General features: G+C 64.2%; 13 protein-coding genes. All 13 read left to right on the forward strand.

Annotated elements, in window-relative coordinates:
- Nucleotides 1–41: 41 nt before the first annotated feature.
- On the forward strand, nucleotides 42–422 hold the full coding sequence (fliS, locus tag H6X51_RS00265) for a flagellar export chaperone FliS (protein WP_185265515.1): 381 nt from the start codon (nucleotides 42–44) through the stop codon (nucleotides 420–422).
- A gap of 18 nt (nucleotides 423–440) precedes the next feature.
- Complete coding sequence (fliT, locus tag H6X51_RS00270) at nucleotides 441–737, forward strand: flagellar protein FliT (RefSeq protein WP_185265516.1); 297 nt, start codon at nucleotides 441–443, stop codon at nucleotides 735–737.
- A gap of 393 nt (nucleotides 738–1,130) precedes the next feature.
- Nucleotides 1,131–2,615, forward strand: coding sequence for a sigma-54 dependent transcriptional regulator (locus H6X51_RS00275; RefSeq protein WP_185265517.1), 1,485 nt, complete (start codon nucleotides 1,131–1,133; stop codon nucleotides 2,613–2,615).
- Between the two features lie 109 nt (nucleotides 2,616–2,724).
- Nucleotides 2,725–3,936 (forward strand): sensor histidine kinase, encoded by a 1,212-nt coding sequence (locus tag H6X51_RS00280; RefSeq protein WP_185265518.1) that lies wholly within the window; start codon nucleotides 2,725–2,727, stop codon nucleotides 3,934–3,936.
- Nucleotides 3,933–5,345 (forward strand): sigma-54-dependent transcriptional regulator, encoded by a 1,413-nt coding sequence (locus H6X51_RS00285; RefSeq protein ID WP_185265519.1) that lies wholly within the window; start codon nucleotides 3,933–3,935, stop codon nucleotides 5,343–5,345. Before H6X51_RS00280 ends, H6X51_RS00285 begins: the two co-directional genes overlap by 4 nt.
- Nucleotides 5,346–5,642: 297 nt before the next feature.
- Nucleotides 5,643–5,978: a flagellar hook-basal body complex protein FliE gene (fliE, locus tag H6X51_RS00290; RefSeq protein WP_185265520.1), complete on the forward strand. Its 336-nt coding sequence runs from the start codon at nucleotides 5,643–5,645 to the stop codon at nucleotides 5,976–5,978.
- 34 nt (nucleotides 5,979–6,012) lie between these two features.
- Nucleotides 6,013–7,743 carry a flagellar basal-body MS-ring/collar protein FliF gene (gene fliF, locus H6X51_RS00295; RefSeq protein WP_185265521.1) on the forward strand — a complete coding sequence of 577 codons (1,731 nt, stop codon included), beginning with the start codon at nucleotides 6,013–6,015 and terminating at the stop codon, nucleotides 7,741–7,743.
- The gene (fliG, locus tag H6X51_RS00300) at nucleotides 7,736–8,755 is read left to right on the forward strand and encodes a flagellar motor switch protein FliG (protein WP_185265522.1); all 1,020 of its coding nucleotides are present in this window, start codon (nucleotides 7,736–7,738) and stop codon (nucleotides 8,753–8,755) included. The genes fliF and fliG overlap by 8 nt, the downstream gene beginning before the upstream one ends.
- A 25-nt stretch (nucleotides 8,756–8,780) precedes the next feature.
- Nucleotides 8,781–9,584, forward strand: coding sequence for a flagellar assembly protein FliH (fliH, locus tag H6X51_RS00305; protein WP_185265523.1), 804 nt, complete (start codon nucleotides 8,781–8,783; stop codon nucleotides 9,582–9,584).
- Entirely contained in the window at nucleotides 9,571–10,920 is a 1,350-nt protein-coding gene (fliI, locus tag H6X51_RS00310; protein ID WP_185265524.1) for a flagellar protein export ATPase FliI, read from the forward strand. The genes fliH and fliI overlap by 14 nt, the downstream gene beginning before the upstream one ends.
- Entirely contained in the window at nucleotides 10,913–11,368 is a 456-nt protein-coding gene (gene fliJ, locus H6X51_RS00315; RefSeq protein ID WP_185265525.1) for a flagellar export protein FliJ, read from the forward strand. Before fliI ends, fliJ begins: the two co-directional genes overlap by 8 nt.
- 69 nt (nucleotides 11,369–11,437) lie before the next feature.
- Nucleotides 11,438–11,767, forward strand: coding sequence for an STAS domain-containing protein (locus tag H6X51_RS00320; protein WP_185265526.1), 330 nt, complete (start codon nucleotides 11,438–11,440; stop codon nucleotides 11,765–11,767).
- 148 nt (nucleotides 11,768–11,915) lie between these two features.
- A complete protein-coding gene (locus H6X51_RS00325; protein WP_185265527.1) occupies nucleotides 11,916–12,260 on the forward strand; it encodes an Hpt domain-containing protein in 345 nt (114 codons plus the stop codon).
- Nucleotides 12,261–12,471 lie beyond the last annotated feature (211 nt).

A 12,471-nucleotide genomic window follows, 5' to 3' on the forward strand; every position in this document is an offset into this window, starting at 1 on the left:
AACAGGGGCATGTGCAACAGCTCAACAGGATCTATGCTCCCATGAACGCCTACGCAATGAAGCAGTACCAGACAGTCAGCGTCCACGCCCAGGTCAGCGAGGCGGACCCGCATCGGTTGATCCAGATGCTGCTCGAAGGTGGCCTGCAGCGTCTGGCCCAGGCCAAGGGCGCGCTGGAGTATGGCAATATCCCGCTCAAGGGCGAGCTGATCGGCAAGGCGATGGGGATCGTCGGTGGCTTGCGTGAGTCGGTCGATCTGGAGAAGGGTGGCGAGATCGCTGCAAATCTGGATAATCTGTACGCCTTCATGCAGCAGCGTCTGAGCCAGGCCAATCTGCAGAATGATCCGGCGATGCTGGATGAGGTGGCAAGTCTGTTGCGTGAAATCAAACAGGGCTGGGATGGCATCCGTCAATCCTGAGCCGCGAGGAGAAAGCCCATGGCCGTTGCCGTAGAACAGTTGCAGGACACCCACCAGGCGCTGATTGCCGCTGTGCAGGCGGGCGACTGGCAGCAGGTGGGTGAGCTGGACCACCTGTGCCGCCAACTGGTACAGCAGGCCATGGCCCAGCCGGATCGGGATGAAGCCTTGCTGGCCGAGGTACTGGGTTCGCTGTCGGCTACCTACCGCGAGGTCATCGGTCTGTGCCAGGCGGTGCAGGGCAAGCTGGCCGAAGAGCTGCAAGGCGTGCAGCGCAGCAAGCAGGGTGCCAAGGTCTATCAGATGTTCAGTTGAGTGGGCTGCTGCACCGTCATCCTCCCCCGAGCCTCGTCATCCTTCGCGAAGGCGAAGGATCTACCGCAGACTCCGAGTCAGTCGATCCCCCTGGATCCTTCGCCTTCGCGAAGGATGACGGAGGGAGGCGAAGGATGACGGAGGGAGACAGAGGATGACGGAGGAGAGCCGAAGGGGGTGGGCAGCCGATACCGATATTTGCGGCGAGATTAGACCGTCAGTTCGGCTTTTTGTTCCGCCATTGAATATGTTCTGCGACGAGTTGCACCAAAAAGACGCGCCAAGTATTTGACTCGCGCTGCCAATCTCTCTACCTTGTGCTTATAACCGCTCGCTATGGCGTAAGGCCATGTATTCTGCGTGGAAACGCAAGTAGAGGAACTTCTGCCACTCATGCAGCACAATAGTCATATCCTTCTGATCGACGATTGCCCCCATAGCCGCCATGACCTGAATCTGATTCTCGGATTTCTCGGAGAAGACACGCTGTTCACCAGCTCTACCGCCTGGCAACAGGATGTGACAGCGGAGCTGCCCTCTGCCGCGGCGGTCAAATGTGTAATCCTCGGCAAGTGCGAACATGCCGAGGGCGCTGAAGGGGTGCTGGGGCAGCTCGACAGGTGGGATGCGCATCTGCCGGTGATCATGCTGGGCAGGGCGCAGGCGGCCAACTGGCCGGATTACCTGCGTCAGCGCCTGCTGGCCACCATCGAGCCACCGCTGAGCTATAACCAGTTGCTCGACACCTTGCACCGGGCCCAGGTCTATCGGGAGGTATTCGACGACGGGCAGCGCAAGCGCCAGCGCGAGCCGAACCTGTTCCGCAGCCTGGTCGGTACCAGCCGCTCGATCCAGACGGTGCGTCAGATGATGAAGCAGGTGGCCGATACCGAGGCCACGGTGCTGATCCTCGGTGACTCGGGTACCGGCAAGGAAGTGGTGGCGCGCAACCTGCACTATCACTCCCAGCGCAAGGATGCTCCCTTCGTCCCGGTGAACTGCGGGGCGATTCCGGCGGAGCTGCTGGAGAGCGAGCTGTTCGGTCATGAGAAAGGCGCCTTCACTGGGGCGATCACCAGCCGCGCCGGGCGTTTCGAGCTGGCCGCCGGCGGCACGCTGTTCCTCGACGAAATCGGCGACATGCCGCTGAACATGCAGGTCAAGTTGCTGAGGGTGCTGCAGGAGCGGACCTTCGAGCGGGTCGGCAGCAACAAGCCGCAGCAGGCCGATGTGCGGGTGATCGCCGCCACGCACAAGAACCTGGAGCAGATGATCGCCAATGGCGAGTTCCGCGAGGATCTTTACTACCGACTGCACGTGTTCCCGATCGAGATGCCGCCGCTGCGCGAGCGGATCGAGGACCTGCCGCTGCTGCTCAATGAATTGATCACCCGACTGGAAAACGAGAAGCGCGGCTCGATCCGCTTCAGCAGTGCGGCGATCATGTCGCTGTGCCAGCACCCCTGGCCGGGCAACGTACGTGAGCTGGCCAACTTGGTCGAGCGTATGGCGATCATGCATCCGCACGGGGTCATCGGCGTGGGCGAGCTGCCGCGCAAGTTCCGTTACCTGGATGATGACCAGGAGGATCTGCGCCAGTTGCGTGAAGAACAGGATGACAATGCCTGGCGTCCGCCGGTTTCCGGTTTTACTGGCTCCACTGGTCTGCCGCCGGAAGGGTTGGACCTGAAGGAATACCTGGCCGAGCTGGAACAGGCGTTGATCCAGCAGGCGTTGGATGATGCCAATTACGTGGTGGCCAGGGCAGCGGAGCGCTTGCGCATTCGTCGTACCACGCTGGTGGAGAAGATGCGTAAGTACGGCATGAGCCGGGAGGCGGTCGAGGCTGGTAACGACGCTGAACCGTCAGAAGACTGACATGCAAGCGGTTGGGTTTTTGTTAAGTATTTGATTTTTAAGTGGTTGTTTGTGGTGGCATGTCCCTTGCTTAAACACTCGGCAGTAGTGTGTTCATCAGGGAGTCACCATGGCTGTTACCGCTCACAACCTGCCGCAGGATAGCCGCGCCGCGTCAGAGGAAAGGGAAAGGCTCGAACAGGCGCATGCGCTGTTCAGCCGGATGTCCGAGCAGTTGCGCGAATCCCAGGGGTTGCTCGAGCAGCAGGTTGCCCAGTTGCAGGCCGAGCTGGCCGAGGTCAGTGCTCAGCGCAGCCGTGAGCTGGCGGAAAAAGCCTGCCTGGCCGGCCGCCTGCAGAACCTGCTGGACTTGTTGCCCGGCGGAGTGATCGTACTCGACGGGCGCGGTGTGGTACGCGAGGCTAATCCCGCCGCCCGGGAACTGCTCGGCGAGCCCCTGGAAGGCATGCTCTGGCGTGAGCTGATCAGCGAGCGCTTCGCCCCCCGTGAAGATGATTACCACGAAGTATCCCTGCGCACTGGCCGCCGCGTATCGCTGGCCACCCGCTCGCTGCGCGGCGAGCCGGGGCAGCTGATCCTGCTGACCGACCTCACCGAAACCCGCCAGCTGCAGAGCCAGCTGGCCCGCAACGAGCGGCTGTCGGCGCTGGGGCGCATGGTTGCCTCGCTGGCGCACCAGATCCGCACGCCGCTGTCCACCGCACTGCTGTATGCCAGTCATCTCAACCAGCCGGACCTGGCCGGCGTCCATCGCCAGCGTTTCAGCCAGCGCCTCAAGGACCGTCTGCAGACCATCGAGCAGCAGGTGCGCGACATGCTGCTGTTCGCCAAGGGCGACCTGCCGTTGAACGACCGAACCTCGGCGCAGATGCTGTTCGCCGGTCTGCAGCAGCAGGCCGAGACGCTGATCGGTGAGTCCGGCGCCAGCTGCCGCTGGGAGGATCGTACCCCGCCCGGGGTGACGCTGCTGTGCAACCAGGAAACGCTGATCGGCGCGATGCTCAACCTGATCGACAATGCCATCCAGGCCGGCGCTCCACTGGCGCGGCTGAAGGTGGTGCAGCGCCTGCAGGAAGGCCGTCTGAGCCTGAGCGTGGTGGACGGCGGGCGGGGCATGACCCCGGTCGAACTGGCGAAGATCGGCGAACCCTTTTATACCACCCGCGACCAGGGCACCGGCCTTGGGGTGTCGGTGGTGAAATCCGTGGCCCAGGCCCATGGCGGCGCCTTTCTGCTGCGCAGCCGGGCCGGGCGGGGCACCTGGGCGGAGCTGGTATTGCCAGTGCTGCCGCTGGCGGTAGTTGAAGGAGAGTTGATATGACGGGTCCACGCATTCTGCTGGTGGAAGACGACCGGGCGCTGCGCGAGGCGCTGGCCGACACCCTGGCCCTGGGTGGCTACGATTATCTGGAGGCCGCCGACGGCGAGGCGGCGCTGGCCCTGTTGCAACGCGAATCGGTGGCCATGGTGGTCAGTGATGTGAACATGCCGGGCATGGATGGTCATGCGCTGCTGCGGGTGCTGCGCGAGCGGCATCCGCAACTGCCGGTGCTGCTGATGACCGCCTATGGCACGGTGCAGAACGCCGTGGCGGCGATGCGCGAAGGCGCGGTGGACTACCTGGTCAAGCCGTTCGAGCCGTCGGCGCTGCTGGCGCTGGTCGCCCAGCATGCCCAGGGGCGCCTGCAGGGCCGGGACGCTGACGGCCCGGTGGCGGTGGACCCGGCCAGCCAGCAGTTGCTGCAGCTGGCGCAACGGGTAGCCGCCAGTGATTCGACGGTGTTGATTTCAGGTGAATCGGGCACTGGCAAGGAGGTGCTGGCGCGCTATATCCACCAGCAATCGTCCCGGGCCGAGCGGCCCTACATCGCCATCAACTGTGCGGCGATCCCGGAGAACATGCTGGAAGCCACGCTGTTCGGCCACGAGAAGGGTGCCTTCACCGGCGCGGTGGCGGCGCAGCCGGGCAAGTTCGAACAGGCCAATGGCGGCACGCTGCTGCTGGACGAGATTTCCGAGATGCCGCTGGCGCTGCAGGCCAAGCTGCTGCGTGTGCTGCAGGAGCGCGAGGTCGAGCGGGTCGGCGGACGTAAGCTGATCGAGCTGGATATCCGCATCATCGCCACCACCAACCGCGACATGCCCACCGAAGTTGCCGCAGGCCGCTTCCGCGAGGATCTGTATTATCGGCTGGGGGTATTTCCGCTGCAATGGCAACCGCTGCGCCAACGTCCGGCGGATATCCTGCCGATCGCCGAGCGCCTGCTGGCCAAGCATATCGGCAAGATGAACCAGGGGCCGGTGCAGTTTGCCGTCGATGCCTGCCAGGCGCTGCAACAGCACAGCTGGCCGGGTAACGTACGTGAGCTGGATAACGCCGTGCAGCGGGCGCTGATCCTGCAGCAGGGCGGGGTTATCCGCGCTCAGGACCTGTGTTTGGGCACGGCGCCGGGCAGCGCCATTGCGCCGAACAGTATTGTCTTTTCGCCGCCGGCGGTGGTGGCGGCTCCTGCTGGCATGAGCGCAGTGCCGCCGGCTGGCGGTGGTGCGCTGGGGCAGGATGTGCGGCAGCGTGAGTTTCAGCTGATCATCGACGTGCTGCGGGCTGAGCGGGGGCGTCGCAAGGAGACTGCCGAGCGTCTCGGGATCAGTCCGCGGACATTGCGCTACAAGCTGGCGCAGATGCGAGATGCCGGGTTGGATGTGGAGGGGGTGGTGTTTGCTGGTTGAGTGCGGATGACGGGTTGGGCTCCCCCTCTCCCCAGCCCTCTCCCGCGAGGGGAGAGGGGGCTTGTCTGTGCTGGCTAGTTGATTTTCTTATTCCTGACAACAGGAGGTTGTCGATAATTTTGCAGAGAGTGGCAAGGAGCGCATAGTCATCCCCACCAGCACGGCCGGCTCCCTCTCCCCTCGCGGGAGAGGGCTGGGGAGAGGGGGAAATATACACCCCAATCCTGGCACCAATCTTGCTGTCTATTCTTCAGATTCGATTTTGCCGTCAAAATACTTACGGCCTGGAGAATGATCATGACGCAGGGTGTTGAATTCAATCGTCTGATGTTGCAGATGCGTTCCATGCAGATGGAGGCCATGAGCCGGCCGCAGCCGGTGGCGCCGGCTGCGCCGCAGGACGTCAAGGCGCCGGCGTTCGATGATCTGCTGCAGCAGGCGGTCAACCGCGTCAATGAATTGCAGCAGACCACCAGTGAATTGCAGAGCGGTTACGAACGGGGTGTGCCGGGGATCGATCTGGCCGAGGTGATGGTGGCGTCGCAGAAGTCCAGCGTCGCTTTCCAGGCCATGACCCAGGTGCGCAACAAGTTGATTACCGCCTATGAAGACATCATGAAGATGCCTATCTGATATTCTGCGCCGTGATTGACCGAGGATACGATTGATGGATGCTGCCAGCACTCCCAACACCCCTGCCACCCGACCGGAACCGGCTGCCGCCGCGGCGCCGCGCAAGCCGTTCCTGGGGCTGAGCTTTCTGGATAACCTGGCGCAGCTGCCGATGCTGCGCCAGTTCGCGTTGCTGGTCGGCCTGGCCGCCAGTGTGGCGATCGGCTTTGCCGTGGTGCTGTGGTCGCAGCAGCCGGAATACCGTCCGCTGTACGGCAGCATGAGCAACCTGGATGCCACCCAGGTGATCGAGGTGCTGCAGCAGAGCCGCATCCGCTACAAGGTCGAGCCCAACAGCGGTGCGCTGCTGGTACGCGCCGAGGACCTGGCCGATGCGCGGTTGCGCTTGGCCAGTGCCGGGATCAACCAGGGCGATGGCAACCTCGGCTTCGAGATCCTCGACCGCGAGCGTGGCCTGGGTACCAGCCAGTTCATGGAGGCCACCCAGTACCGCCGTGGCCTGGAAGGCGAGATGGCGCGTACCATCTCCAGCCTGTATAACGTCAAGGCGGCGCGGGTGCATATCGCCATGCCGCGCTCCACGGTGTTCGTGCGCGATGACCGCAAGCCCAGCGCCTCGGTGCTCCTGGAGCTGTATGCCGGGCGCAAGCTGGAGCCGGCGCAGGTCATGGCCATCGTCAACCTGGTGGCGACCAGTGTGCCGGAGCTGAACAAGGACCAGGTGACCGTGGTCGATCAGCACGGCAACCTGCTGTCCGATCAGAACGAACTGAACGAGCTGACCATCGCCGGCCGCCAGTTCGACCATACCCGCCGTCTCGAAGAGACCTTCACCCGCCGGGTGCACAATATCCTGCAACCGGTGCTGGGCACCGGCAACTACAAGGCCGAAGTGTCCGCCGACGTGGATTTCAGCACCCTGGAGTCCACCGCGGAGAGTTTCAATCCCGAGTCCTCGCTGCGCAGCGAGCAGGTGCTGTCCGAGCAGCGGGTCGCCGGGCAGGCGCCGCAGGGTATTCCGGGGGCGCTGAGCAACCAGCCGCCGGGCACCACCCAGGTGCCGGAGCAGGTGATCGATCCGGAAACAGGCGAGCCTGTGGTGATCGCACCGCCGCGTGACTCCCGCGAGCAGGCCACGCGCAACTACGAGCTGGACCGGCAGATCAGCTATACCCGCCAGCAGCAGGGCCGCCTGACCCGGCTGTCGGTGGCGGTGGTGGTGGACAACCGCCAGCAACTGAATGCCGAGACCGGCGAGATGACCAGTGTGCCGCTGAGCGAGACCGAGCTGGCCAGTCTGACCCAGCTGGTGCGCGATGCGGTGGGCTATGATCAGGCCCGCGGCGATAGCGTCAGCGTGGTCAACAGTGCCTTCGTGCCGGCCGGCGATGTGGCGGAAATAGCGGACATTCCGTTCTGGACCCAACCCTGGTTCTGGGATATCGCCAAGCAGGTGCTGGGTATCCTGTTCGTGGTGGTGCTGGTGTTCGGCGTGCTGCGTCCGGTACTCAAGGGGCTGAGTGGCAACAATCGCCAGGCGGCGACCGAGAGTGACGGTTATCCGTCGCTGGGTGATGATGCGCTGCTCGGTGACGAGCTGCGTGATGATACCGTCAGCCTGTCCGGGCCGACCAGCAGTCCGGTGCTGCTGCCGCCGCCGGGTGCCGGCTACGAGCAGCAGCTCAACGCAATCAAGGGCCTGCTGGCCGAGGACCCGGGTCGGGTAGCCCAGGTGGTCAAAGAGTGGATCAACTCCGATGAGTGAAGACAGCAAACGCACACAGAAGCTCAGCAAGCTCGATAAGGCGGCCATCTTCCTGTTGAGCCTGGGCGAATCCGACGCCGCTGCGGTACTGCGGCACATGGGTCCCAAGGAAGTGCAGCGGGTCGGCAGCGCCATGGCCGCCCTGCGCACCGTCCAGCGCGACCACGTGCAACAGGTAATGGGCGATTTCATCGAGGTGGTCGGCGAGCAGACCGGGCTGGGTGTGGGCGCCGACGGCTACATCCGCACCATGCTGACCCAGGCCCTGGGCGAGGACAAGGCCAACAGCCTGGTCGATCGCATCCTGATGGGCGGCAGCACCTCCGGCCTGGACAGCCTCAAGTGGATGGAGCCGCGCGCGGTGGCCGATGTGATCCGCTACGAGCATCCGCAGATCCAGGCCATTGTGGTGGCCTACCTGGACCCGGACATGGCCGCCGAGGTGATCGGCTATTTCGATCACAAGGTACGCCTGGACGTGCTGCTGCGGGTCGCCGCGCTGAATACCGTGCAGCCCTCGGCGCTCAAGGAACTGAACGAGGTGCTGGAGAAGCAGTTTGCCGGCAACTCCAATACCACCCGCGCCAACATGGGCGGGGTGCAGCGTACCGCCGATATCATGAACTACCTGGAAAGCGGCACCGAGGCACAACTGATAGAATCCATCCGTGACCTGGACGAGGACCTGTCGAACAAGATCGAGGATCTGATGTTCGTGTTCGACAACCTGGCCGATGTCGATGACCGTGGCATCCAGATGCTGCTGCGTGAGGTATCCTCCGAGGTGCTGGTGGTGGCGCTCAAGGGCGCCGACGAAACGGTCAAGGACAAGATCTTCCGCAACATGTCCAAGCGCGCCTCGGAGCTGCTGCAGGACGACCTGGAAGCCAAGGGACCGGTGCGCATCAGCGAAGTGGAAGCGGCGCAGAAGGAAATTCTCACCGTCGCCCGCCGCATGGCGGACGCCGGGGAAATCGTGCTGGGTGGCAAGGGTGCCGAGGAAATGATCTGACGGCACTGCGCACAAGGGTGAGGGCATGACCGACAAGACCGAGAGTGAGCTGATCCGCGGCGATCAGCTGCAGGCATTCAACCTGTGGGACCTGCCCAGTTTCGACCAGGCGCCGCACCATGTGCCGCGCGAGTCGGCCAAGCCGGAGCCGGAAGTGGAGCAGGAGCCATTACCGGAAGCCGAGAGCGAACTGCCGCAGCCCGACGAGCCGGAGGTCAAGCCGTTCACCGTCGAGGAGCTGGAGCAGATCCGTGCCGAGGCCTACAACGAGGGTTTCGCCACCGGCGAGCGCGATGGCTTCCATTCCGGTCAACTGAAGGCCCAGCAGGAGGCCAAGGCGCGGCTGGACGAGCGCCTCGCCGAGCTGGAGGCGGTCATGACGCAGCTGATGGAGCCGATTCGCCAGCAGGACGACCAGATCGAGGACATGCTGCTGAGCCTGGTCGAAAGCATGGTGCGTCAGGTCATCCAGCGCGAACTGCAGACCGACTCCAGCCAGATCCTCTCGGTACTGCGCGGCGCGCTCAAGGTCCTGCCGATGGGCGCCGAGAATATCCGCATCTATCTCAATCCCGCCGATTTCGAGGCGGTCAAGGCGATGCGCGAACGCCACGAGGAAAGCTGGCGCCTGCTCGAGGATGACCAGTTGCTGCCCGGCGGTTGCCGGGTGGAGGCCGAGCACAGCCAAGTCGATGCGAGCCGGGAAACCCGCCTGCAACAGATCATCGAACAACTCCACGAACGGCAGCGCGAGCAGCGTGCCCACCCGCCGGAACCGGACCTGAGCATCGCCGTGCCGGTGGCGGAGGACGACCATGGGCAAGCCTGAGCGCATCAGCTTCGCCCGGCGCCTGGCTGGCTATGGTGCCGCTGCCGAGTTGCCGGCGGCACCGGTGGTGGAAGGCCGGCTAATCCGCATGGTCGGCCTGACCCTGGAGGCCGAAGGCCTGCAGGCGCCAGTCGGCAGTCGCTGCGTGGTGATCAACGAGACGCCCCAGGGCGAGACCCGGGTCGAGGCCGAGGTCATGGGCTTTGCCGGCAGCAAGATCTACCTGATGCCGGTGGACCGCATGCAGGGCCTGCAACCCGGCGCGCGGGTGGTGCCTTCGGCCGGCGGCGGCAAACTGCCGATGGGTAACGAGATGCTCGGCCGGGTGCTGGACGGTATCGGCCGCCCGCTGGACGGCAAGGGCCAGTTCAAGTGCGAGGACTGGGTCGATCTCAACGGCCCGGTGATCAACCCGCTCAAGCGCCATCCCATCGAGGAAACCCTCGACGTCGGCATCCGCTCGATCAACAGCATGCTCACCGTCGGCCGTGGCCAGCGTCTCGGCCTGTTCGCCGGCAGTGGCGTGGGCAAGAGTGTGTTGCTGGGCATGATGACGCGTTTCACCGAGGCCGACATCACCATCGTCGGGCTGATCGGCGAGCGGGGGCGGGAGGTCAAGGAATTCATCGAGCAGATTCTCGGCGAGGAGGGCATGGCACGCTCGGTGGTGGTCGCCTCGCCTGCCGATGACGCGCCGCTGATGCGCCTGCGTGCGGCGATGTATTGCACCCGGGTGGCGGAATATTTCCGCGACCAGGGCAGGAACGTGCTGCTGCTGATGGATTCGCTGACCCGCTTCGCCCAGGCCCAGCGCGAAATCGCCCTGGCCATCGGCGAGCCGCCGGCGACCAAGGGCTACCCACCGTCGGTGTTCGCCAAATTGCCGGCGCTGGTCGAGCGCGCCGGTAACGCCGAGCAGGGTGGCGGCTCGATTACCGCGTTCTACACGGTATTGTCCGAAGGCGATGACCAGCAGGACCCGATCGCCGATGCCTCGCGGGCGATTCTCGATGGCCACGTGGTGCTGTCGCGGCGGCTGGCCGAGGAAGGGCATTACCCGGCCATCGATATCGAGGCTTCGATCAGCCGCGCCATGCCGCAGATAGTGACGCCACAGCACCTGCAGCAGGCCCAGCAGCTCAAGCAGCTGTACGCACGCTACCAGCAGAGCCGCGACCTGATCAGCGTCGGCGCCTACGCCGCCGGCTCCGATCCGATGACCGACAAGGCCATCGCCAAGATCCCCGGTATCCAGGCGTTCCTGCGCCAGGGGCTGCGCGAGAGCTTCAGCCTAGCCGACAGTCGCGCTGCACTGGAACAGCTGATCAATGAGTGACGGTCGCGTCAGACGCATGGCGCCGGTGCTGGACCTGGCGCTGGAAGAGGAAAAGAAGGCGGCCCGTACCCTCGGCGAATGCCAGCAGCAACTGGACGAGGCCGGCGCGCGCCTGCGTGATCTGGAGCATTATGCTGGCGAGTACGAGAAGGGCTGGGCGCAGCGCGGCGGCCAGGGCGTGGGGCGCGACTGGCTGATCAACTACCAGCGCTTCATGACCCAGATGCAGACCGCCATCGAACAGCAGCGCCAGACCCTGGACTGGCACCGCCAGAGCCTGGAGCGCGCGCGGGACAACTGGCGCCAGCGCTACCAGCGGGTGGAAGCGCTGCGCAAGCTGATCGAGCGCTACCAGGAAGAAGCCCGCGCGCGGGCTGACAAGCAGGAGCAGAAGCTGCTCGACGAGCTGACCCAGCGCGCCTTCGCCAATCGCGATTCGCCGTTATAGAGATTTCGTTACCGAAGAGGGCTAACATAGGACATAGGGTGTGTTGTGTGCTTGTCCAAGGGGGAGCCCATGCCGATCCATGCAGCGTTATCAGACGATGGCCAGCAACTGACCATCAGCGTCACTGGCCGCTTTGCTTTCTGTGCCCATCAGGATTTTCGCCAGGCTTATGAACGGGCCGGTGCGCCGCGCCGCTATGTCGTGGACCTGCGCGACACCGAGTACCTCGACAGCTCGGCGCTCGGCATGCTGTTGCTGTTGCGCGATCATGCCGGTGGCGACGCGGCGGATATCCGCATCGTCAACTGCAGCAGCGATATGCGCCGGGTGCTGAGTGTTTCCAACTTCGCCCAGCTGTTCCAGATCGAGTCGCCGGCGGTGGCGCAGGCGGGCTGCTGACCGGGCGGTCATTATGTGATCAGGTTGGCAGTATAAGCAAACGGTCATCTGGCTAAGGTAGTCTTTGCCGGACAGCTTGGGCATACTCGCCCGCCGGAACGGCGCGTCAGGCCCGGCCGTTTCGGTTCTCACTCAGTCAGGTGTATCCATGTTTGAACGACTTTCCGATCTGGATCCGGCGGTACAGGACATGCTCCGCGACTTGATGCAGGATGACTATCAGGCGCTGTTGCAGACCTTCCTGCAGGATACCGACCGGCGTCTGTGCCAGTTGCATGAAAACCTCGACCGCCACAACTGGGAAGGATTCCGCCAGGCGGCCCACAGTTTCAAGGGCAGTTGCAGCAATATGGGCGCGCTGGCGCTGCGCGAGGCCTGCGAACGGGCCGAGGACGCGGCGCTGAATGCCGACCCGGTGGCCGCCGCGCAGGTCTGCGCGCTGCTCGACCGGCTCAGCCTGCGCATCAGGCCGCAGTTGGTGTGTCGGTACTGAGCGGGGCGGCGCTTGGGTAAAGTACTTTTGTGCTGCGACCCAGGCCCCACCTGAGCTTTACTCCGTCATTCTCGGCAGCTCCATACTGTCGTCCTCGGGGCAGGTTGTGATGGCTGTTCACTTGACCCCGTCGTCCTTCGCGAAGGCGAAGGATCCACAAGCCACTCCGAGCCAACCGGCACCCTGGATCCTTCGCCTTCGCGAAGGATGA

The organism is Halopseudomonas xiamenensis (genome assembly GCF_014219065.1).
Lineage (GTDB): Bacteria > Pseudomonadota > Gammaproteobacteria > Pseudomonadales > Pseudomonadaceae > Halopseudomonas > Halopseudomonas xiamenensis.

What these genes read in the sequence shown, in the direction of transcription:
- fliS (WP_185265515.1), top strand. Translation starts at nt 42, where the DNA reads ATGAACGCCTACGCAATGAAGCAGTACCAGACAGTCAGCGTCCACGCC.
- fliT (WP_185265516.1), top strand. Translation starts at nt 441, where the DNA reads ATGGCCGTTGCCGTAGAACAGTTGCAGGACACCCACCAGGCGCTGATT.
- H6X51_RS00275 (WP_185265517.1), top strand. Translation starts at nt 1,131, where the DNA reads ATGCAGCACAATAGTCATATCCTTCTGATCGACGATTGCCCCCATAGC.
- H6X51_RS00280 (WP_185265518.1), top strand. Translation starts at nt 2,725, where the DNA reads ATGGCTGTTACCGCTCACAACCTGCCGCAGGATAGCCGCGCCGCGTCA.
- H6X51_RS00285 (WP_185265519.1), top strand. Translation starts at nt 3,933, where the DNA reads ATGACGGGTCCACGCATTCTGCTGGTGGAAGACGACCGGGCGCTGCGC.
- fliE (WP_185265520.1), top strand. Translation starts at nt 5,643, where the DNA reads ATGACGCAGGGTGTTGAATTCAATCGTCTGATGTTGCAGATGCGTTCC.
- fliF (WP_185265521.1), top strand. Translation starts at nt 6,013, where the DNA reads ATGGATGCTGCCAGCACTCCCAACACCCCTGCCACCCGACCGGAACCG.
- fliG (WP_185265522.1), top strand. Translation starts at nt 7,736, where the DNA reads ATGAGTGAAGACAGCAAACGCACACAGAAGCTCAGCAAGCTCGATAAG.
- fliH (WP_185265523.1), top strand. Translation starts at nt 8,781, where the DNA reads ATGACCGACAAGACCGAGAGTGAGCTGATCCGCGGCGATCAGCTGCAG.
- fliI (WP_185265524.1), top strand. Translation starts at nt 9,571, where the DNA reads ATGGGCAAGCCTGAGCGCATCAGCTTCGCCCGGCGCCTGGCTGGCTAT.
- fliJ (WP_185265525.1), top strand. Translation starts at nt 10,913, where the DNA reads ATGAGTGACGGTCGCGTCAGACGCATGGCGCCGGTGCTGGACCTGGCG.
- H6X51_RS00320 (WP_185265526.1), top strand. Translation starts at nt 11,438, where the DNA reads ATGCCGATCCATGCAGCGTTATCAGACGATGGCCAGCAACTGACCATC.
- H6X51_RS00325 (WP_185265527.1), top strand. Translation starts at nt 11,916, where the DNA reads ATGTTTGAACGACTTTCCGATCTGGATCCGGCGGTACAGGACATGCTC.